Here is a 17150-nt window from a genome sequence, read left to right as displayed (position 1 = left end):
ATCAGGCCCGGCGCGGCCCGTCCTGCGGTGCCCACGCCGTGCCCAGCACGCAGTGCGAGGTCGGCAGCCGCGGCCCCTCCTGCGGCATCATCACCTGCCGGTACGGCCCCAGGGCGAAGCCGGCCGCGCGCAGCGAGGCGACCGGCTCCCGGGACAGATGGCAGCCGCCGTTCAGCAGCGGCCACACCGCCGCGTCCAGCGCACGCTGCGTGACCCGCATCGCCCGGCCCCCGCCGCGGCCGTGCTCGAAGAACCGCACGACGCCACCCGGACGCAGTACCCGGCGCACCTCGGCCAGGGCCTGCGGCACGTCCCGCACGCTGCACAGCACCAGGGAGACCACCGCGGCGTCGAAGGCCTCGCTCTTGACCGGCAGGGCCTCCGCGGCGCCCGGCGCGACGTCGACGGGCACGTCGGCCCGCAGGGCGGCCTCCACGGCCAGCCTCCTCAGCAGGGGCTCGGGTTCGATCGCGACGACCTCGGAGACCGTCTCCGGATAGTGCGCGAAGTTCAGTCCGTTGCCCGCGCCGATCTCGATCACCCGCCCGGACAGCCCGGCGAGCAGCCGCTCGCGCACTCCGGCCATGCCCATGCGGGTCTCGGCCGTCACGCTCAGCCGCGCGTAGCAGCGGGCGAACAGCGGATGGTGGACGGCGTCCCGGGCCACCTTCGCGGAGCCGGTGGACATGGGGGGTACCTCCCTGCTCGGTCGGTGCCGGGAGCGCGGCGGAGGCGCGAGGGCCTCCGCATCCGGCGGGCCCTACCGCGATTGTCCCCCGTCACCGCCCCGGCACACCCGGCGGTGGTCGCCCGGTGCGGCCGGCCCGGGCTCAGGGGGCGGGGGGCGCCTCCCGTACCCGGAACGCCTCCGCGTCCCACGTGCCGTCCAGCCGCGGCGACAGCCAACCCGGAGCCGCAGCGCGGAACTCTGCGGGGGTGAGCGCCCCCGCTCCGTCCGGCACCGCGCCGAGCAACGGCACCCCGGCCACGTCGGGCAGGTCGGCGAGGTTGCACCGGCAGGCGAGGTCGGGCTCGTGCGGCCAGCTGCCGATCACCAGCCCCAGCAACTCCGTTTCCTGGCCCCGAAGTTCACGTGCCGTCAGCTCGACGATGTTGAGGGTGCCCAGACCGGCGGAGGCCACGAGCAGGACGGGTGCACCCAGCAGCCGGGCCGTGTCCGCCAGTGTCCCGCCGGCCTCGTCGAGCCGCACCATCAGGCCCCCCGCGCCCTCGACCAGCACCAGGTCGTGCTCGGTGGCGAGCTTGGCGGCGGCCTCGGCGACCTGCTGCGGGTGCACCGGCTCCAGACCGGCGCGCCGTGCGGCCGTCGCGGGCGCCAGCGGCTCGGGATAGCGGGCGACCTCGGCCGCCGTCACACCGCCGGCCAGCCGCGCCACCTCGTCGGCGTCCCCGCGCTCGCCGGGCGCCACCCCGGTCTGCGCGGCCTTGAGCACGGCCACCGACCGGCCCGAGGCGACCGCGGCGGCGGCCACCGCCGCGGTCGTGACCGTCTTGCCGACCTCGGTGCCCGTACCCGTGATCACCAGTACCGACATGTCATCCCTCCCGTGCCGCGGCGCACACCGCGCGCGCGATCCGTGCCACGTCCGCGTCGCCGGTGACGTACGGCGGCATCGTGTAGACGAGGTCGCGGAACGGCCGCAGCCAGACGCCCTCGCGCACCGCGGCCCGCGTGGCCGCCCGCATGTCCACGGGGTGATTGAGCTGGACGACCCCGATCGCGCCGAGCACGCGGACGTCCTTCACACCCGGCAGGGAGGCCGCCGGTGCCAGCCCCGAGCGCAGCCCGGTCCCGATCCGCGCCACCTCGGCCCGCCAGTCCTGGCCGAGCAGCAGTCCGATCGAGGCGCACGCCACCGAGGCGGCGAGCGGGTTGCCCATGAAGGTCGGGCCGTGCGCCAGCACCGGTACCTCGCCCCGGGAGATCCCCTCAGCGATCCGCGCCGTGCACAGGGTCGCCGCGAGCGTGAGGTAGCCGCCGGTGAGCGCCTTGCCCATGCACATCACGTCCGGCGCCACGCCGGCGTGGCCGGCGGCGAACAGCTCGCCGGTGCGCCCGAACCCGGTGGCGATCTCGTCGAACACCAGCAGCACGTCGTGCGCGTCGCACGCCTCACGCAGCACCCGCAGGTACGCGGGGGAGTGGAACCGCATACCGCCCGCGCCCTGCACCACCGGTTCCACGATCACGGCGGCGAGCTCGTGCGCGTGCCGCTCGACGGTCGCGCGTACGAGCTCGGCGTAGGCCTCGTCGTACTCCGCGGGCGGCGCCTCGGCGAACACCTGGCGGGGCAGCACCCCCGTCCACAGGTCGTGCATGCCGCCGTCGGGGTCGCACACCGACATCGGCTGCCAGGTGTCGCCGTGGTAGCCGCCGCGCCAGGTCATCAGCCGCCGCTTCTCTGGCCGGCCCAGCGAACGCCAGTACTGCAGGCACATCTTGACCGCGACCTCGACCGACACCGAGCCGGAGTCGGCGAGGAAGACGTGCTCCAGGCCGTCCGGCGCGATGTCGACGAGCAGTTTCGCCAGCCGCACGGCGGGCTCGTGGGTGAGCCCGCCGAACATGACGTGGCTCATCCGCCCCAGCTGGTCGTGCGCCGCCTCGTTGAGCACCGGGTGGTTGTAGCCGTGGATCGCCGACCACCACGACGACATCCCGTCGACCAGTTCGCCCGAGCCGTCGGCGAGCTTCAGCCGGACCCCGCTCGCCGCCTCGACGACGAGTGGTTCGGCCTGCCCGGGCATGGGTCCGTACGGGTGCCACACATGCCGGCGGTCCAGGTCCAGCAACTCGGCCGTGCTCAGGTCAGGCATTGGGCGCGAGGTCCGTTCCGGCGCCGCGACGGCGGACGGCGACCAGGTCGGTGCGGGCGTCGCCCGCCGCCTGCGCGGCGGCCGGGGCGGAACCGCAGACGCCGCCCTCGTGCGATCCGCAGCCACCGGCCTCCTCGGACGCGCAGCTAGCGGCGCCCTCGTGCGATCCGCAGCCGGCCGCCTCGTGCGATCCGCAGCCGCCGGCCGCCCGGTGCTCGGGCAGGGTGACCTGGTCGGCGCCCTCCACCTCGAAGCCGGCGTCCGCGATCATCTCCAGGTCGGCCTTGCCGGCCTGGCCCTCGCTGGTCAGGTAGTCGCCGAGGAAGATCGAGTTGGCCAGGTGCAGGGCGAGCGGCTGCAGGGCGCGCAGGTGGACCTCACGGCCGCCGGCGATGCGGACCTCGACGTCCGGGCACACGAACCGGACCATCGCAAGGATCCGCAGGCAGCGCTGCGGGGTGAGGTTCCACTCGGTGGCCAGCGGCGTGCCCTCGAAGGGGATGAGGAAGTTGACCGGCACCGAGTCCGGATCCAGAGCGCGCAGCGAGAACACCACGTCGACCAGGTCCTCGTCGGTCTCGCCCATGCCGGCGATCAGACCGGAGCACGCGGACAGTCCGGCGGCGTGGGCCTTCTGCACCGTGTCGACCCGGTCGGCGTAGGTGTGGGTGCTCGTGATGTCCCCGTACGTCGCCTCGGACGTGTTGAGGTTGTGGTTGTAGGCGTCCGCGCCGGCCTCGCGCAGCCGCTCGGCCTGGCCGTCGGAGAGCAGCCCGAGGCAGGCGCACACCTCGACGCCCTCGTTCTGATCCTTGATGGCCCGGATGGTCTCGGAGACCCGGTCCACGTCCCGGTCGGTCGGGCCGCGCCCGCTGGCCACCAGGCACACCCGCTTGGCCCCACCGGCCAGTCCGGCCGCGGCCGCCTCGGAGGCCTGCCCGGGCTTGAGCCACGTGTACTTCAGGATGTCGGCCTTGGAGCCCAGGCGCTGAGAACAGTAGGAGCAGTCCTCGGGACACAGCCCGGACTTGAGGTTGACCAGATAGTTGAGTTTCACCCGGCGCCCGAACCACTGCCGGCGCACCCTTCCGGCCGCGGCCACCACGTCGAGCAGATCGTCGTCGGAGGTCGCGAGGACGGCGAGCGCCTCCTCACGGGTCGGCTGCTCGCGCCGCAGCCCCTTGTCCACCAGCGTCTTCAGCAGGTCCATGAGATCTGATCCTGTCCTACCCGACCGCCCGCGGCCAAGGAGGGATCGGACAACAGCAGACGCTTCGCCGTGTGGGTATTGCCACACCCTGGGCGGCTTGTCGGGCCGCTAGGGTCTGTGCGCTGCCTACAAAACGACCGGAGGGCCCCATGGCGTTCGGCTGGATCGACGAACAGGCGGAGCTGCGCCGCCGCGCCGGACTCGTACGGACCCTCAGGCCCCGTCCGTCGAACAGCCCGCTGCTCGATCTCGCGAGCAACGACTATCTCGGCCTGGCCCGCCACCCGGAGGTCACCGACGGCGCCGCCCGCGCCGCACGCGACTGGGGCGGCGGCGCGACCGGCTCCCGGCTGGTCACGGGGACCACCGAGCTGCACACCGAACTCGAGCGCGAGCTCGCCGACTTCTGCGGCGTCGAGGCCGCTCTGGTCTTCTCCTCCGGCTACGCCGCCAACCTGGCCGCCGTCACCGCGCTGGCCCCGCACGGCACCCTGATCGTGTCCGACGCCGGCAACCACGCCTCGCTCATCGACGGCTGCCGGCTGGCCCGCGGCACCACCCAGGTGGTGGCGCACGCGGACCCGGACGCCGTACGCAAGGCGCTGGGAACCCACGACGGGGCCGCCGTCACCGTCTCCGACACGGTCTTCTCCGTCGACGGCGACGCGGCCCCGCTGGCGGATCTGGCCGCGTCCTGCCGCGAGCACGGCGCCGGGCTGCTGGTGGACGACGCACACGGGTTCGGCGTCCTGGGCACCGGGGGCCGCGGGGCCGCGGAAGGGGCGGGACTCGCGGGCGCCGACGACGTCGTGGTGACGCTGACGCTGTCCAAGTCGCTCGGCAGCCAGGGCGGAGCCGTCCTCGGCCCCGCCCGGGTGATCGACCATCTGGTGAACGCCGCACGGACGTTCATCTTCGACACCGGTCTCGCCCCCGCCGCCGCGGGGGCGGCCCTGGCCGCCCTGCGCCTGCTGCGCCGCGAGCCGGAGCGGGCGGCGCGGGCGCGCGCGGTGGCGGGCGAACTGCACGCCCGCCTGACGGCCGCGGGCCTGGAGGCGGTGCGCCCCGACGCCGCGGTCGTCTCCGTGCGGGCACCGTCCCCGGAGGACGCCGTGCGCTGGGCGGCCGACTGCCGCGCCGCGGGGCTCGCCGTGGGATGCTTCCGGCCTCCTTCCGTTCCCGACGGCATCTCGCGGCTGAGGCTCACCGCCCGTGCGGACCTCTCCGAGGGGCAGATCGAACGCGCTGTACGAGTGATCGGCGAGACGCGACCTTGAGTCGGCGTACCACGGCCGTGCGCCGCCGGACGGGCAGGAACGGGGCCGGGGTCAGAGCCGGTTCGCCACGGCCGTGAACCATGTCCAGCTTTCCGGGGAGAAGAGCAGTGCGGGCCCGGCCGGGTCCTTGGAGTCGCGCACCGCGAGCAGTCCGGCGAGCGGGCCCGCGGCCGGCCGGGCCGTCTCGACGCAGTTGTTGGCTCCCGTGCTGTAGCTGCTGCGCAGCCACCGCACATCGGGCAGATCGGTCGTGGAAGGTACGTTCCGAGGCAGTGCGGTCATGGTGCCTCCTTACGCGCCGTCACCTGTTCCGGCGATGACATCCAACGAGTCCTCGGGGGAGAGGGCGTGGATCCTGAGGGAGTCGAAGGCCTCGGTGTAGGCCCGGAGGTCTTCTTTCCGTTCGAGGTAGAGGCTACTCGTCAAGTGGTCGAGAACAACCACGTCCAGATCGGAAGTGCTCGGAAATGAGAAGATGACGAAAGGGCCGGTGATGCCGATATGCGCCCCCGCGGAGAACGGCAGCACCTGGAGCCGGACCTGTGGCAGCCGCGCCGCCTCCACCAGCCGCGCCCGCTGACGGGCCATCACCTCCGGGCCACCCACCTCCCGGTGCAGCACGGCCTCGTCCAGCACCGCGTCGAGCGCCAGGGGCGGATCCGACCGCAGTACGTCCTGCCTGGCCAGGCGTACCTCCACCAGCGCGTCCAACCGGTCCTCGTCCACCGTGCCCACGGCGGCGCTCGTCACCGCGCGGGCGTACTCCGGGGTCTGCAGCAGCCCCGGAACGACGGAGGTCTCCAGTGTGCGCATCGCGCTGGCCTGCGACTCCAGACTGATGAAGTCGCGGTAGGTGGGTGGCAGCACCCCGCGGTAGGCGTGCCACCAGTGGTCCCGCCGGCCGTCCCGGACCCCGGACAGTACCAGCAGCAACTCCCGCAACTCGTCGTCCTCGACCCCGTACACGTCCAGGAGTAACCGCACATCGGGCGGTTTCACGCCGCTCGCGCCGGTTTCGATTCGGCTGACCTTCGACTGGTGCCAGCCCACCAGCCGGGCCGCCTCACCGCTGGTGAGCCCCGCGCCGGTGCGCAGGGCGCGCAGTTCGGCGCCGAGTTTGCGCCGGCGCACCGCGGGACCGTGCTGCATGGGTCCCTCCTTACTATGACCGGGCCGCCCAAATGCGCTCTGCCGTAGCAGAGTTCACCGCTTTGAGCGACAGATATATGCACATCTTGGTGGATCGCCACCCGCGACCGGCTCGGTGATGGCAGTCTGACGGGCGAAGCACCAGTCCGGGACCGTACTCGAACCATCCGCCTCGTGTCGGACCGCGGTCCCGCGGGAAAGGGACGACGTCGCCATGGCAGACCACCTGGAAGCATCCGTCACTCTGCCGAGCGATCCCGCCTCGGTCTCCGCCGCCCGCTCCTTCGTGATCGGCACGCTTGCGGAGTGGGGCCTGCCGGCGGACACGGACGCCGCCGACACCATCCGGTTGATCGTCTCCGAGCTCGCCACCAATTCCGTGCAGCACACCTTCGGGCAGTCACCCACCTTCACGGTCGACCTCGCCCTCGACCGTGACGAACAGCTGCGCATCGGTGTGACCGACAGCCACCCCCGCTTCCCCAAACGGCTGCCTGCCGCCGTCCAGCAGGACAACGGCCGCGGGATGGTGATCATCCGCTGGCTGGCCGCGGAGAACGGGGGCAAGCTCAGCGTCCGTCCCACCCGCGAGGGCGGCAAGACGGTCTCCATCGCCCTGCCGTGGACCGTCCCGGCCGAGCCGGTGGCGACGACGGTCGTGCAGCCGGACCCATGACCCGGCCCCGGCGAGCGTGAGTGCCCCGGCCGACCCGGCCCCCGGCGCCCCTGGGACCCGACGATGCGGACCCCGGCCGGTCCGAGGCGGCTCGCCGCTCCGGCCGGCCCGGCGCGCCCGGGCCCCGGCCCGCCGAGAGCACGGTGCCCGGCGAGCGCGACGCGCGGAGGACACCGGCGCGGTGCCGGCCCGGGGCGACGGGGAGTCACGACGGGCGGCCGGGCCGCGCGCGGGACCGGAACCGCCCTTGGCGGTCCGGGGGCCGTTCCGGGCGGGACCCCCTCCGTTCGAGTGGTGAGCCCTCCGGCCGGGAGGCCTCGTCCGCCGGACGGGCCTCGTCGGTCCGGCGACGGGTCCCTTCGATCGCCGGGCCTCCTCGCCTCCGCTCGGGTGGGTCGCGTCCGTCCGGTCTCGGGTGCTCCACCCGGAGGATCCTTCGCCGCCGGGTGCGGGCCGGCGCTCCGGCCGGCGGCGGTTCGGGGGCACCACGGCCTCGGTCCGACCGGGATCGACGACTCGTGACGCTGCCGGGCATCGGAGTGGTCCCACAGCTCTTCTTACGGCACGGGGGAGGGCCTGTCCCGCGGGTCGGCCCCCCGGGCCCGCTTCGAGGCGTCCACGGGCCTTGCTGCGGCCCCGGCCCCCACTGCCGCGGAGCGGCCCTTCCGGGACCCCCGCCGTGCGAGGGCACGGCACCCAGCGGTCCCGCCGCCCTCCCGGCCGCGGAAGGTTCCTCGGGCCAGCCGGGCCCGGCGGCGGAACAGGGTCCCCGCGCACCGGACCTGCCCCGCCCGCGGTACGGCCGCCCCGTCCGCTCGGCCGGAGGCGGGGCGCAGCCGCGTCCCGGCCATGGCCGCGGCCGGTTCCCGGGCCCGGTGGCCCACCGGCGGGGTCCACGTCCGCGGCACGGCGCCCGGACGCCGCCGTGCGGTCGTCGCGCAGAGCCCCCTGGGGGGCGCCTCCTGGGCCGCCCGGGCCTCCGCCGGCCTCTCAGGGCCCCGGGGCGGTGACTGCGCGTCAGGGAGCAGCCTCCGCCCCGGGGAGCTCAGGAGCTCAGCTCACGCGCCCGTACCAGACGCTCCTCGTCCAGATCTTCTGCAGTTTGACCACGTCCCCGGTCTTCGGGGCGTGCCAGATCTTCCCCCGGCCGGCGTAGATCCCCACGTGGTAGACGTTCCTGCCCGAGTGGAAGAACACCAGGTCACCGGCCTTGCGGTGGGTGGCGGAGACATGTCGGGTCGTGTTGTACTGCTGCGCCGCGGTCCGCGGAAGCCGCTTGCCCGCCTTCTTGAACGAGTACAGCGTCAGCCCGGAGCAGTCGAAGCGGTGGGGTCCGGTGGCACCCCACTTGTACGGTGCGCCCTTCTTGGAGGCCGCGATCTGGAGCGCCCTGGTGGCCGGCGTGGCGGCAGCGGCTTCGGTGGCCAGACCGGGGACGGCGATGGAGCCGCCGACGGCGGCGAGGGTGAGGGCCGAGGCGGTACCTGCCCGGGCCATCAGAGACGGGACACGATTGAGCGCAGTCATGCGCAACCCTTCGTCAGCCGCCTGTGAAGGATGACCTGTCGGATTCGGGCTGGCGAAGTAGCCCGGTCGCGTCACCGCGACTTCACCCCAAGGGCCGCTCGGAACTGACGTCCCGTCGGCCCGCCTTGCCTGGGTCCTCCACTCCTGCCGATCCACTCCTGTCGACCGGTCGTCCGGGCGGCGGCAGGACTCGGCGTCCGCCCGGACCGCCCCGCCGCTTGTGGCGGGGGCTTGCCGTCAGGAACGGATCTTCACTCACGTGTGTCCGAAAATCCCAATGGAACCGGCAATGTGTGTTGTTGCTCACCACTCACCCGTTCGGGTGGACACCTCCGCGTTCGATCCGGTGTCCACCCCTACGACCACCCCCGGACCAGCGGCGGAGGAGATCGTTCCGCTGTGCGGGCAGGCAGCGTGCGCAACCTCGATGCCCCCGAAATCGGGGGTCCGCCTACGCCGACGGAGGGACCGTCGTTCGGTCCGTTTCAAGCAGGGCCCGACCGTCCCGCTCCGGGGGTACCTGCGGCCACCGACACTGCCGGGGCGTCAACTGTCGGAGCGCTGAGGCAGGGTGACGCGCGCCGTGCGGCGCCCGCCGTCCCGCACGACGAGCGCCCGCGCGAGGGTGCCGGCGTGCGGTTCCGATTCACCCCGTCGGTGCATCGGTGCGAGCGTCTCGCGCAGCGCCACCGTCCTCCCGGCCGGCGCGCGGACCGCGGTGGGTGCCACCGTGGTGCGCCGAGTCGGTCCGGCCGGGCGGCCGACCGCCTCCGGACAACGGTCGATCGGCTCTCCCCCGGCTCTCGTCGGCGCGGGCAGGGGCGGCGGTGCGGAGGACCGTGCCGGCGTGCTCACCTCCCGCCGGTCGGCGGGGCGAGGGTGTCCAGGCGGCTCGGGACGGTCCGATCGGGAAGGCCCGGCCCACCGCCGCCCGGGCGTCGAAGACCCTCTCCGCTCGATGCCGCACCGGCCTCCTGCGGGCGGTGGCCGGTGTGCCGTCCCGCCGGGGCTCGCCGATTCCCCGTGCTGACCCGGGGACGCCGTCCGCACCCTCGTCCGCTTGTTCACTCGCCCGGTTCTCGCCGTCCGGTGCGGTCGGGTTCGGCGGCCGGCGCCGCGCGCACCCCGATCGTGTGCAATGTCCGGCGCGTGCCGCCGCGTAAGCCCGAGACCAGGGGCGGGTCATGTGACGATCAAGGTCTGGTTAACGTCGCTGAAACTCCGGCGAACTAGCCTGCGCATCCACGCCACCAGGGGTTTCTCTTTCCTGATCGCGCCGAATCGCGCCATCTGTCTGTGTGTTACACCTGTCCCCGTCGCGGTGGCTGCGGCAACCGGGCCCCGCACGGTCCGGAGCGAGGATGTGAGGTGGGACGTGCAACTGACCCCGCACGAGCAGGAGAGGCTGCTGATCCACGTGGCGGCCGACGTGGCCGAGAAGCGCCGGGCCCGCGGACTGAGGCTCAACCACCCCGAGGCGGTCGCCCTCATCACGTCGCACATCCTCGAGGGCGCCCGTGACGGCCGCACCGTCGCCGAGCTGATGTCCTCCGGACGCACGCTCCTCGCCCGGGACGACGTCATGGAGGGCGTCCCCGAGATGATCCACGACGTGCAGGTCGAGGCGACCTTCCCGGACGGCACCAAGCTCGTCACCGTCCACGATCCGATCGTCTGAGGAGGCCCCCGATGATCCCCGGAGAGTTCCTCTTCGCCGACGACCCCGTCACCTGCAACGAGGGACGCGAGGTCACCCGGCTCACCGTGCTCAACGCCGCCGACCGGCCCGTCCAGGTGGGCTCCCACTACCACTTCGCCGAGGCCAACCCCGGCCTGGAGTTCGACCGCGCCGCGGCGCACGGCAAGCGGCTGAACGTCGCGGCCGGCACCGCCGTGCGCTTCGAACCCGGGATCCCCGTCGACGTCGAACTCGTCGCGCTGGCCGGCGCCCGCATCGTGCCCGGACTGCGCGGACTGACCGGAGGTGCCCTCGATGCATGAGGTCTCCCGCGCCGCGTACGCCGACCTGTTCGGCCCGACCACCGGCGACCGCATCCGGCTCGCCGACACCGACCTGCTCGTCGAGATCGAGGAGGACCGCAGCGGCGGGCCCGGCCGGGCAGGCGACGAGGCGGTCTTCGGAGGCGGCAAGGTCATCCGCGAGTCCATGGGGCAGTCGCGTGTCACCCGCGCAGAGGGCGCCCCCGACACGGTCGTCACCGGGGCCGTGATCATCGACCACTGGGGGATCGTCAAGGCCGACGTGGGCATCCGCGACGGACGCATCACCGGCATCGGCAAGGCGGGCAACCCCGACACCATGGACGGGGTCCACCCGGACCTCGTCATCGGCCCGGAGACGGAGGTCGTCGCGGGGAACGGGCGGATCCTGACCGCCGGCGCGATCGACGCCCACGTGCACTTCATCTGCCCGCAGATCGCCGACGAGGCGCTGGCGTCCGGCATCACCACCCTCGTCGGCGGCGGCACCGGTCCCGCCGAGGGCTCCAAGGCCACGACCGTGACCCCCGGCCCCTGGCACATCGCGCGGATGTTCGAGGCGATGGAGCAGTACCCGCTCAACATCGGCCTCCTGGGCAAGGGCAACACCGTCTCGCACGAGGCGATGCTGTCCCAGATCCGCGGCGGCGCCCTGGGACTGAAGCTGCACGAGGACTGGGGATCCACGCCGGCCGTCATCGACGCGGCGCTGACGGTGGCGGACCGGACCGGCGTCCAGGTCGCCATCCACACGGACACGCTGAACGAGGCCGGTTTCGTACAGGACACCCTCGCCGCCATCGCCGGCCGGGGCATCCACGCCTACCACACCGAGGGCGCGGGCGGCGGGCACGCGCCGGACATCATGACCGTCGTCTCCCAGGCGCACGTGCTGCCCAGCTCCACGAACCCGACCCGGCCCTTCACCGTCAACACCGCCGAGGAACACCTCGACATGCTGATGGTGTGCCACCACCTGAACCCGACGGTTCCCGAGGACCTGGCGTTCGCCGAGTCGCGGATCCGGCCGTCGACGATCGGGGCCGAGGACATCCTGCACGACCTGGGGGCGATCTCCATCATCTCCTCCGACTCCCAGGCCATGGGGCGGGTCGGCGAGGTCGTCCTGCGGACCTGGCAGACCGCGCATGTCATGAAGCGGCGCCGGGGGGCGCTGCCCGGCGACGGGCGGGCGGACAACCTGCGCGTACGGCGCTACGTCGCCAAGTACACGATCAACCCCGCGCTCGCCCAGGGGCTGGCCCGGGAGATCGGGTCCGTGGAGAGCGGCAAGCTCGCCGACCTGGTGCTGTGGGAACCGGCGTTCTTCGGCGTCAAGCCGCACCTCGTCCTCAAGGGCGGGCAGATCGCCTACGCGCAGATGGGCGACGCCAACGCCTCCATCCCGACCCCGCAGCCCGTCCTCCCGCGGCCGATGTACGGGGCGATCGGACGGGCCCCCGCGTCGAACTCGTTCAATTTCATCGCCCCGTCCGCGATCGAGGACGGACTGCCGGAGCGGCTGCCGCTCGGGAAGCGGTTCGTCGCCATCGAGTCGACGCGGCGGGTCACCAAGGCCGACATGCGCCAGAACGACGCGCGGCCCGAGGTGCGGGTCGATCCCGACAGCTTCGCCGTGCACATCGACGGCGAGCTGGTGGAGACGGAACCGGCGGTGGAACTGCCCATGGCGCAACGCTACTTCCTCTTCTGAGGCCGGGGCGGGTCCTTTCGATGTCACGAGCAGCACTACTGGTCCTGGCCGACGGCCGGTTCCCCGCCGGCGGGCATGCCCACTCCGGCGGGGCCGAGGAGGCCGTCAAGGCCGGGCGGATCACCGGGGCGGCGAGCCTGGAGGACTTCTGCCGGGGGCGGTTGCACACGACGGGGCTGGTCGCGGCCTCCCTCGCCGCGGCGGCGGCCGTCGGCGTCCCCGCCGTGGAACTGGACGCCGCGGCGGACGCCCGGACGCCCTCGCCCACGCTGCGGCTCGCCGCACGACGGCTCGGGCGCCAGCTGATGCGAGCCGCGCGCGCCACCTGGCCGTCGGACGAACTCGACGCCCTCGCAGGGGAGTTCCCCAAGGGGGCGCACCAGCCGGTGGTGCTCGGCGTCGCCGCGCGCTCGGCGGGGCTGGGCGGGGACGACGCGGCGCACTGCGCGGCGTACGAGAGCGTGAGCGGGGCGGCCACGGCGACGGTGCGGTTGCTGAGTCTCGACCCCTTCGAGGCGACCGCGGTGCTGGCGCGGCTGGCGCCGGAGGTCGACCACGTGGCGGACCTCGCCGTCGAGGCGGCGGCCGGGGCGCTGGAGCAGGGGGCCGGTGCGCTGCCCGCGGCGTCGGCACCGTTGCTGGAGATCGGGGCGGAGGCGCACGCGGGATGGGCGGTGCGGCTGTTCGCGTCGTAGCGCGCGCCCGCCCCCGCGCCCGCCCCGCCGGGCGCGTGCCCCGCCACTCCGCGCCCGCCCCTTCCCTTCTCCTGCCCACCTACGGAAAGGATCACCTCCCATGCACCTCGACCACACCCACGGCGGCCCCGGCGCCGTCAGCGCCGACGCCCGGCGGGCCGACGGGAGTCGGAGGGCTCTGCGGATCGGGCTCGGCGGACCGGTCGGTTCCGGGAAGACGGCGACTGTCGCGGCGCTGTGCCGGGCACTGCGGGACGAGAGGTCGCTGGCCGTCGTCACCAACGACATCTACACGCGGGAGGACGCGGAGTTCCTGCTGAAGGAGGCCGTGCTGCCGCCGGAGAGGATCAGCGCGGTGGAGACGGGAGCATGCCCGCACACCGCGATCCGGGACGACATCTCGGCCAACCTGGAGGCGGTGGAGGACCTGGAGGACGAGGTCGGGCCGCTGGACCTCGTCCTCGTGGAGTCCGGCGGGGACAATCTCACCGCCACCTTCTCCAAGGGCCTCGTCGACGCGCAGATCTTCGTGATCGACGTGGCCGGCGGGGACGACATCCCGCGCAAGGGCGGGCCCGGGGTGACCACCGCCGACCTGCTGGTCGTCAACAAGACCGACCTCGCTCCCCACGTCGGCTCCGACCTCGGTCGCATGGCCGCCGACGCCGCGGCGCAGCGCGGCGCCCTGCCCGTGGTCCTGCAGTCGCTCAGGAGCGAGCGGGGCGTCGCGGACGTCGCCGACTGGGTGCGGGCGCAGCTGGCCGCGTGGACGGCGTGAGCACGACGCCCGGCGGTGTGCGGGCCCGTGCGCGGATCGTCGCCCGGCAGGACGGCAGGGGCGGCACGTCCCTGCCGGTGCTGGAGAGCGACGGCCCGCTCGCGCTGCGCCGGACACGCGGGAGCGGGACGGAGGCACGGGTCGTGCTCGTCGGAGCGATGAGCGGGCCCCTCGGCGGGGACCGGTTCGGCGTCGACGCGCATGCGGAGGAAGGCGCCCTGCTGCGCGTGCAGTCGGCCGCCGCCACCATCGCCCTGCCGGGGCAGAGCAAGGGCGAGGCGCACTACGACGTGCGGGTGCACGTCGCCGACCGGGCGGAGGTGAGCTGGTTGCCCGAGCCGCTCATCTCCGCCCGCGGGAGCGATCTGCGCGTCCGCACCGAGGCCGACGTCGCGGCCACGGGCCGGCTGGTGCTGCGCGAGGAACAGGTGCTCGGCCGCGCCGGTGAGGAAACCGGGCGTCTCTCCAGCCGTCTGGCCGTGCGGGTCGGCGGGCGCGTCGTCCTCGACCAGGAGCTGGCGTGCGGGCCGGGCGCGCCGGGCGGCTGGGACGGACCCGCCGTGCTGGCCGGGCACCGGGCCGTGGGCCAACTGGTGCTCGTCAGGCCCGAGTTCCAGGAGCGCCCGGTCACTCCCCGGCGCATCGGCGACGCCTGTGCCGTCGTCCCGCTGGCCGGTCCCGCCGCGCTGGTCAGCGCCGTGGCGGCGGACGGGCTGCGGCTGCGGAGGGCCTTGGACGAGGCCCTCGCGGCGCTGGACCGACGTCCGATGAACGGGTGATCGTCTCCGGTTATCGGATTGGCAAAGAAGGATCGCCGGGGCTGTCCACAGCCGACCCGCAGCGGCAAGGATCCCCTTACCTGTCACAACTAGGTACGGGGAGAAGCGACTTGAGGGACAGTAGCCCGAAGAGGCTTACGGCGGCGCTCGGTTCGGCCGGTGTGCTCGTCGCCGGAACGCTCATAGCCGGCGCGGTCGCCGCGCCCACCGCGAGCGCGAGTGGGCGCACCGGCCTGGACCGTGAGGCGCGCGGCGCCGTGATCGCCGCGACGCGGGCCGCGGGGGCCGGCATCGACTGGCAGGCCTGCCCGGCCGAATGGAGCCTGCCCGCGCCCGTCCAGTGCGGCTGGGTCAGCGTGCCGCTCGACTACACCAGGCCCTTCGGCAAGCAGATCAGACTGGCCGTCGACCGCATCGGGAGCACCGGGACCGAGGAGGAGCACCAGGGCGCCCTCGTCTACAACCCGGGCGGGCCCGGCGGCTCCGGCCTGTACTTCCCGCGCCGGGTCACCACCGAGAACCCCGTGTGGGCCCGCATCTCCCGGGCGTACGACTTCGTGGGCTTCGACCCCCGCGGCGTCGGCCACTCCGCGCCCATCTCCTGCGTCGACCCGCAGGAGTTCGTCAAGGCGCCCAAGCCCGACCCGGTGCCCCGCTCCGAGGACGACAAGCTCGCCCAGCGGGTGCTCGCCCGCAGCTACGCCGAGGGCTGCGCCGCACGCAGCGGCGAGATGCTGCCGCACATGACGACGCCGAACTCCGCGCGCGACCTCGACGTCATCCGTGCCGCCCTCGGCGAGAGGAAGCTCAACTACCTGGGCGTCTCCTACGGCACCTACCTCGGCGCGGTCTACGGAACGCTCTTCCCGGGCCACGTCCGGCGCATGGTCGTCGACAGCGTCGTCAACCCCTCGCGGGAGAAGATCTGGTACCGGGCCAACCTCGATCAGGACGTCGCCTTCGAGGGCCGCTGGAAGGACTGGGAGGACTGGGTCGCCCGCAACGACGCAACCTACCACCTCGGCGCCACCCGCGACGCCGTCCAGGCCGCGTGGCTGGAGCTGCGCGCCACCGCCGAGAAGAGCCCCATCGGCGGGGTCGTCGGCCCGGCCGAGCTGATCTCCTTCTTCCAGAGCGCCCCGTACTACGACTCGGCGTGGGGGCGGACCGCCACGGTGTTCGGCAAGTACGCCGCCGGTGACACCCAGGCCCTCGTGGACGCCGCCGCCCCCGACCCGTCGGACACCGCGGGGAACATCTCCGCCGAGAACGGCAACGCCGTGTACACGGCCGTCGAGTGCACCGACGCGAAGTGGCCCACCGACTGGAACACCTGGGACCGCGACACCACCCGGCTGCACCGGGACCACCCGTTCATGACCTGGGCCAACGCCTGGATGAACCTGCCGTGCGCCACCTGGCCGGCCAAGCAGCGCAACCCGGTCGACGTGCGCTCCCGCCCGGGGCTTCCGCCGGTGCTGCTCGTGCAGTCCACCCGCGACGCCGCCACTCCCTACGCCGGTGCCGTCGAACTCCATCGGCGCTTCACGGGCTCCCGCCTGATCACCGAGCGGGACGCGGGCTCCCACGGCGTGACCGGCCTGGTCAACCCCTGCATCAACAACCGGGTCGACGCCTACCTGCTCACCGGCGCGCTCGACGGCGCAGACGTGATCTGCGCGCCGCACGCCACCCCCCAGCCGTAGGGGCACGGCACCGCACCACCGGGGGCGGGCGGGGGCATCCCGCCCGCCCCCGCCCGCCGGTGACTCAGCTCATCGGCATCCGCGGGAACCGGCGCTCCTTCTCCTCGGCCGCCAGTTCGGCCTTGACGTCGGCCGCGTACTGGTCGACGTACTCCTGCTCGGACAGCGACAGGATCGCGTACATGATCTCGTCGGTGACGGCCCGCAGAATCGCCTTCTCGTTCTCCATCCCGGCGTAACGGGAGAAGTCGAGGGGCTTGCCGAAGCGGATGACGACGGGGCGCAGGTTCGGGACCACCTTGCCGGGCGGCTGCGCCTCGAACGTGCCGATCATCGCGCAGGGGACGACGGGGACCTGCGCCTTCAGCGCCATCACCGCGACACCGACCTTGCCCTTGTACAGACGGCCGTCGTGCGAGCGCGTGCCCTCCGGATAGATGCCGAGCAGCTCACCCTTGCGCAGCACCCCGAGCCCCTCGCGGATGGCCGCGCGCCCGGCGTCCTTCCCGGAGCGGTCCACGGGGATCTGCCCGGCGCTGCGGAAGAACGCCGCGACCAGCCGGCCCTTGATGCCCGAGCCGGTGAAGTACTCCGCTTTCGCGAGGAAGGTGATGCGGCGTTTGAGTATGGCCGGCATCAGGAAGTGGTCGGAGAACGACAGATGGTTGCCCGCCACGATGGCCGGTCCCGACTCGGGCACACGGTCCAGCCCCTCGATCCGGGGGCGGAAGAGCAGTCGCAGCAGCGGTCCCAGGAGAACGTACTTCAGCAGGTAGTAGAACAAGGGGGTCGCTCCTCAC

The 17150-nt window shown here is 73.4% G+C and carries 17 protein-coding genes; 9 read left to right on the top strand and 8 right to left on the bottom strand.

Translation table 11 applies throughout. From position 1 onward, the window contains the following. Nucleotide 1: 1 nt before the first annotated feature. The 4 genes from JS756_RS26085 to bioB all read right to left on the bottom strand — a co-directional run bounded on the left by JS756_RS26085 (nt 2) and on the right by bioB (nt 4048). Nucleotides 2-688 carry a class I SAM-dependent methyltransferase gene (locus tag JS756_RS26085; protein WP_205385649.1) on the bottom strand — a complete coding sequence of 229 codons (687 nt, stop codon included), beginning with the start codon at nt 686-688 and terminating at the stop codon, nt 2-4. 142 nt (nt 689-830) lie between these two features. Further along, nucleotides 831-1556: a dethiobiotin synthase gene (bioD, locus tag JS756_RS26080; protein WP_205385648.1), complete on the bottom strand. Its 726-nt coding sequence runs from the start codon at nt 1554-1556 to the stop codon at nt 831-833. A gap of 1 nt (nt 1557) precedes the next feature. Then, nucleotides 1558-2838, bottom strand: coding sequence for an adenosylmethionine--8-amino-7-oxononanoate transaminase (locus JS756_RS26075; protein ID WP_205385647.1), 1281 nt, complete (start codon nt 2836-2838; stop codon nt 1558-1560). Next, nucleotides 2831-4048 (bottom strand): biotin synthase BioB, encoded by a 1218-nt coding sequence (bioB, locus tag JS756_RS26070; RefSeq protein WP_205385646.1) that lies wholly within the window; start codon nt 4046-4048, stop codon nt 2831-2833. Before bioB ends, JS756_RS26075 begins: the two co-directional genes overlap by 8 nt. Before the next feature lie 149 nt (nt 4049-4197). Here bioB and JS756_RS26065 point away from each other — a divergent pair, with 149 nt between their 5' ends. Beyond that, nucleotides 4198-5325: an 8-amino-7-oxononanoate synthase gene (locus JS756_RS26065; RefSeq protein WP_205385645.1), complete on the top strand. Its 1128-nt coding sequence runs from the start codon at nt 4198-4200 to the stop codon at nt 5323-5325. Nucleotides 5326-5376: 51 nt separating this feature from the next. Here JS756_RS26065 and JS756_RS26060 read toward each other — a convergent pair whose 3' ends face one another. Next, complete coding sequence (locus JS756_RS26060) at nt 5377-5607, bottom strand: DUF397 domain-containing protein (protein ID WP_205385644.1); 231 nt, start codon at nt 5605-5607, stop codon at nt 5377-5379. 9 nt (nt 5608-5616) lie between these two features. Next, the gene (locus JS756_RS26055; protein ID WP_205385643.1) at nt 5617-6474 is read right to left on the bottom strand and encodes a helix-turn-helix domain-containing protein; all 858 of its coding nucleotides are present in this window, start codon (nt 6472-6474) and stop codon (nt 5617-5619) included. Nucleotides 6475-6688: 214 nt separating this feature from the next. Between JS756_RS26055 and JS756_RS26050 the strand changes: the two genes are divergently transcribed. Then, complete coding sequence (locus JS756_RS26050; protein WP_205385642.1) at nt 6689-7150, top strand: ATP-binding protein; 462 nt, start codon at nt 6689-6691, stop codon at nt 7148-7150. A gap of 1053 nt (nt 7151-8203) precedes the next feature. On the opposite strand, the gene JS756_RS26045 is transcribed toward JS756_RS26050, so the two are convergent. Then, the gene (locus JS756_RS26045; RefSeq protein WP_205385641.1) at nt 8204-8677 is read right to left on the bottom strand and encodes a C40 family peptidase; all 474 of its coding nucleotides are present in this window, start codon (nt 8675-8677) and stop codon (nt 8204-8206) included. A 1375-nt stretch (nt 8678-10052) separates the two neighbouring features. Between JS756_RS26045 and JS756_RS26040 the strand changes: the two genes are divergently transcribed. From JS756_RS26040 to JS756_RS26010, 7 genes are all read left to right on the top strand, one after another. Then, on the top strand, nt 10053-10355 hold the full coding sequence (locus tag JS756_RS26040) for an urease subunit gamma (RefSeq protein ID WP_205385640.1): 303 nt from the start codon (nt 10053-10055) through the stop codon (nt 10353-10355). An 11-nt stretch (nt 10356-10366) separates the two neighbouring features. Further along, a complete protein-coding gene (locus JS756_RS26035; protein WP_205385639.1) occupies nt 10367-10678 on the top strand; it encodes an urease subunit beta in 312 nt (103 codons plus the stop codon). Continuing rightward, nucleotides 10671-12392: an urease subunit alpha gene (locus tag JS756_RS26030; RefSeq protein WP_205385638.1), complete on the top strand. Its 1722-nt coding sequence runs from the start codon at nt 10671-10673 to the stop codon at nt 12390-12392. The genes JS756_RS26035 and JS756_RS26030 overlap by 8 nt, the downstream gene beginning before the upstream one ends. A 20-nt stretch (nt 12393-12412) precedes the next feature. Next, nucleotides 12413-13087 (top strand): urease accessory protein UreF, encoded by a 675-nt coding sequence (locus JS756_RS26025; RefSeq protein ID WP_205385637.1) that lies wholly within the window; start codon nt 12413-12415, stop codon nt 13085-13087. 100 nt (nt 13088-13187) lie between these two features. Then, nucleotides 13188-13865, top strand: a complete 678-nt coding sequence (gene ureG / locus JS756_RS26020; protein ID WP_205385636.1) for an urease accessory protein UreG — start codon at nt 13188-13190, stop codon at nt 13863-13865. Then, nucleotides 13853-14644 carry an urease accessory protein UreD gene (locus tag JS756_RS26015; protein ID WP_205385635.1) on the top strand — a complete coding sequence of 264 codons (792 nt, stop codon included), beginning with the start codon at nt 13853-13855 and terminating at the stop codon, nt 14642-14644. The genes ureG and JS756_RS26015 overlap by 13 nt, the downstream gene beginning before the upstream one ends. Nucleotides 14645-14754: 110 nt before the next feature. Continuing rightward, nucleotides 14755-16350 carry an alpha/beta hydrolase gene (locus JS756_RS26010; protein ID WP_205385634.1) on the top strand — a complete coding sequence of 532 codons (1596 nt, stop codon included), beginning with the start codon at nt 14755-14757 and terminating at the stop codon, nt 16348-16350. 64 nt (nt 16351-16414) lie between these two features. Here JS756_RS26010 and JS756_RS26005 read toward each other — a convergent pair whose 3' ends face one another. After that, entirely contained in the window at nt 16415-17134 is a 720-nt protein-coding gene (locus tag JS756_RS26005; RefSeq protein WP_205385633.1) for a lysophospholipid acyltransferase family protein, read from the bottom strand. Between the last annotated feature and the right edge of the window lie 16 nt (nt 17135-17150).

This window comes from Streptomyces actuosus (genome assembly GCF_016921115.1).
Lineage (GTDB): Bacteria > Actinomycetota > Actinomycetes > Streptomycetales > Streptomycetaceae > Streptomyces > Streptomyces actuosus_A.
The sequence above is the reverse complement of the archived record's forward strand: the minus strand, read 5'-3'. Positions and strand labels throughout refer to the sequence as shown.

Bases quoted from the DNA above. Each gene is read 5' to 3' on its own strand.
- JS756_RS26085 (WP_205385649.1), bottom strand. From the start codon at position 688: ATGTCCACCGGCTCCGCGAAGGTGGCCCGGGACGCCGTCCACCATCCG.
- JS756_RS26045 (WP_205385641.1), bottom strand. From the start codon at position 8,677: ATGACTGCGCTCAATCGTGTCCCGTCTCTGATGGCCCGGGCAGGTACC.
- JS756_RS26030 (WP_205385638.1), top strand. From the start codon at position 10,671: ATGCATGAGGTCTCCCGCGCCGCGTACGCCGACCTGTTCGGCCCGACC.
- ureG (WP_205385636.1), top strand. From the start codon at position 13,188: ATGCACCTCGACCACACCCACGGCGGCCCCGGCGCCGTCAGCGCCGAC.
- bioB (WP_205385646.1), bottom strand. From the start codon at position 4,048: ATGGACCTGCTGAAGACGCTGGTGGACAAGGGGCTGCGGCGCGAGCAG.
- JS756_RS26075 (WP_205385647.1), bottom strand. From the start codon at position 2,838: ATGCCTGACCTGAGCACGGCCGAGTTGCTGGACCTGGACCGCCGGCAT.
- bioD (WP_205385648.1), bottom strand. From the start codon at position 1,556: ATGTCGGTACTGGTGATCACGGGTACGGGCACCGAGGTCGGCAAGACG.
- JS756_RS26065 (WP_205385645.1), top strand. From the start codon at position 4,198: ATGGCGTTCGGCTGGATCGACGAACAGGCGGAGCTGCGCCGCCGCGCC.
- JS756_RS26055 (WP_205385643.1), bottom strand. From the start codon at position 6,474: ATGCAGCACGGTCCCGCGGTGCGCCGGCGCAAACTCGGCGCCGAACTG.
- JS756_RS26060 (WP_205385644.1), bottom strand. From the start codon at position 5,607: ATGACCGCACTGCCTCGGAACGTACCTTCCACGACCGATCTGCCCGAT.
- JS756_RS26025 (WP_205385637.1), top strand. From the start codon at position 12,413: ATGTCACGAGCAGCACTACTGGTCCTGGCCGACGGCCGGTTCCCCGCC.
- JS756_RS26050 (WP_205385642.1), top strand. From the start codon at position 6,689: ATGGCAGACCACCTGGAAGCATCCGTCACTCTGCCGAGCGATCCCGCC.
- JS756_RS26035 (WP_205385639.1), top strand. From the start codon at position 10,367: ATGATCCCCGGAGAGTTCCTCTTCGCCGACGACCCCGTCACCTGCAAC.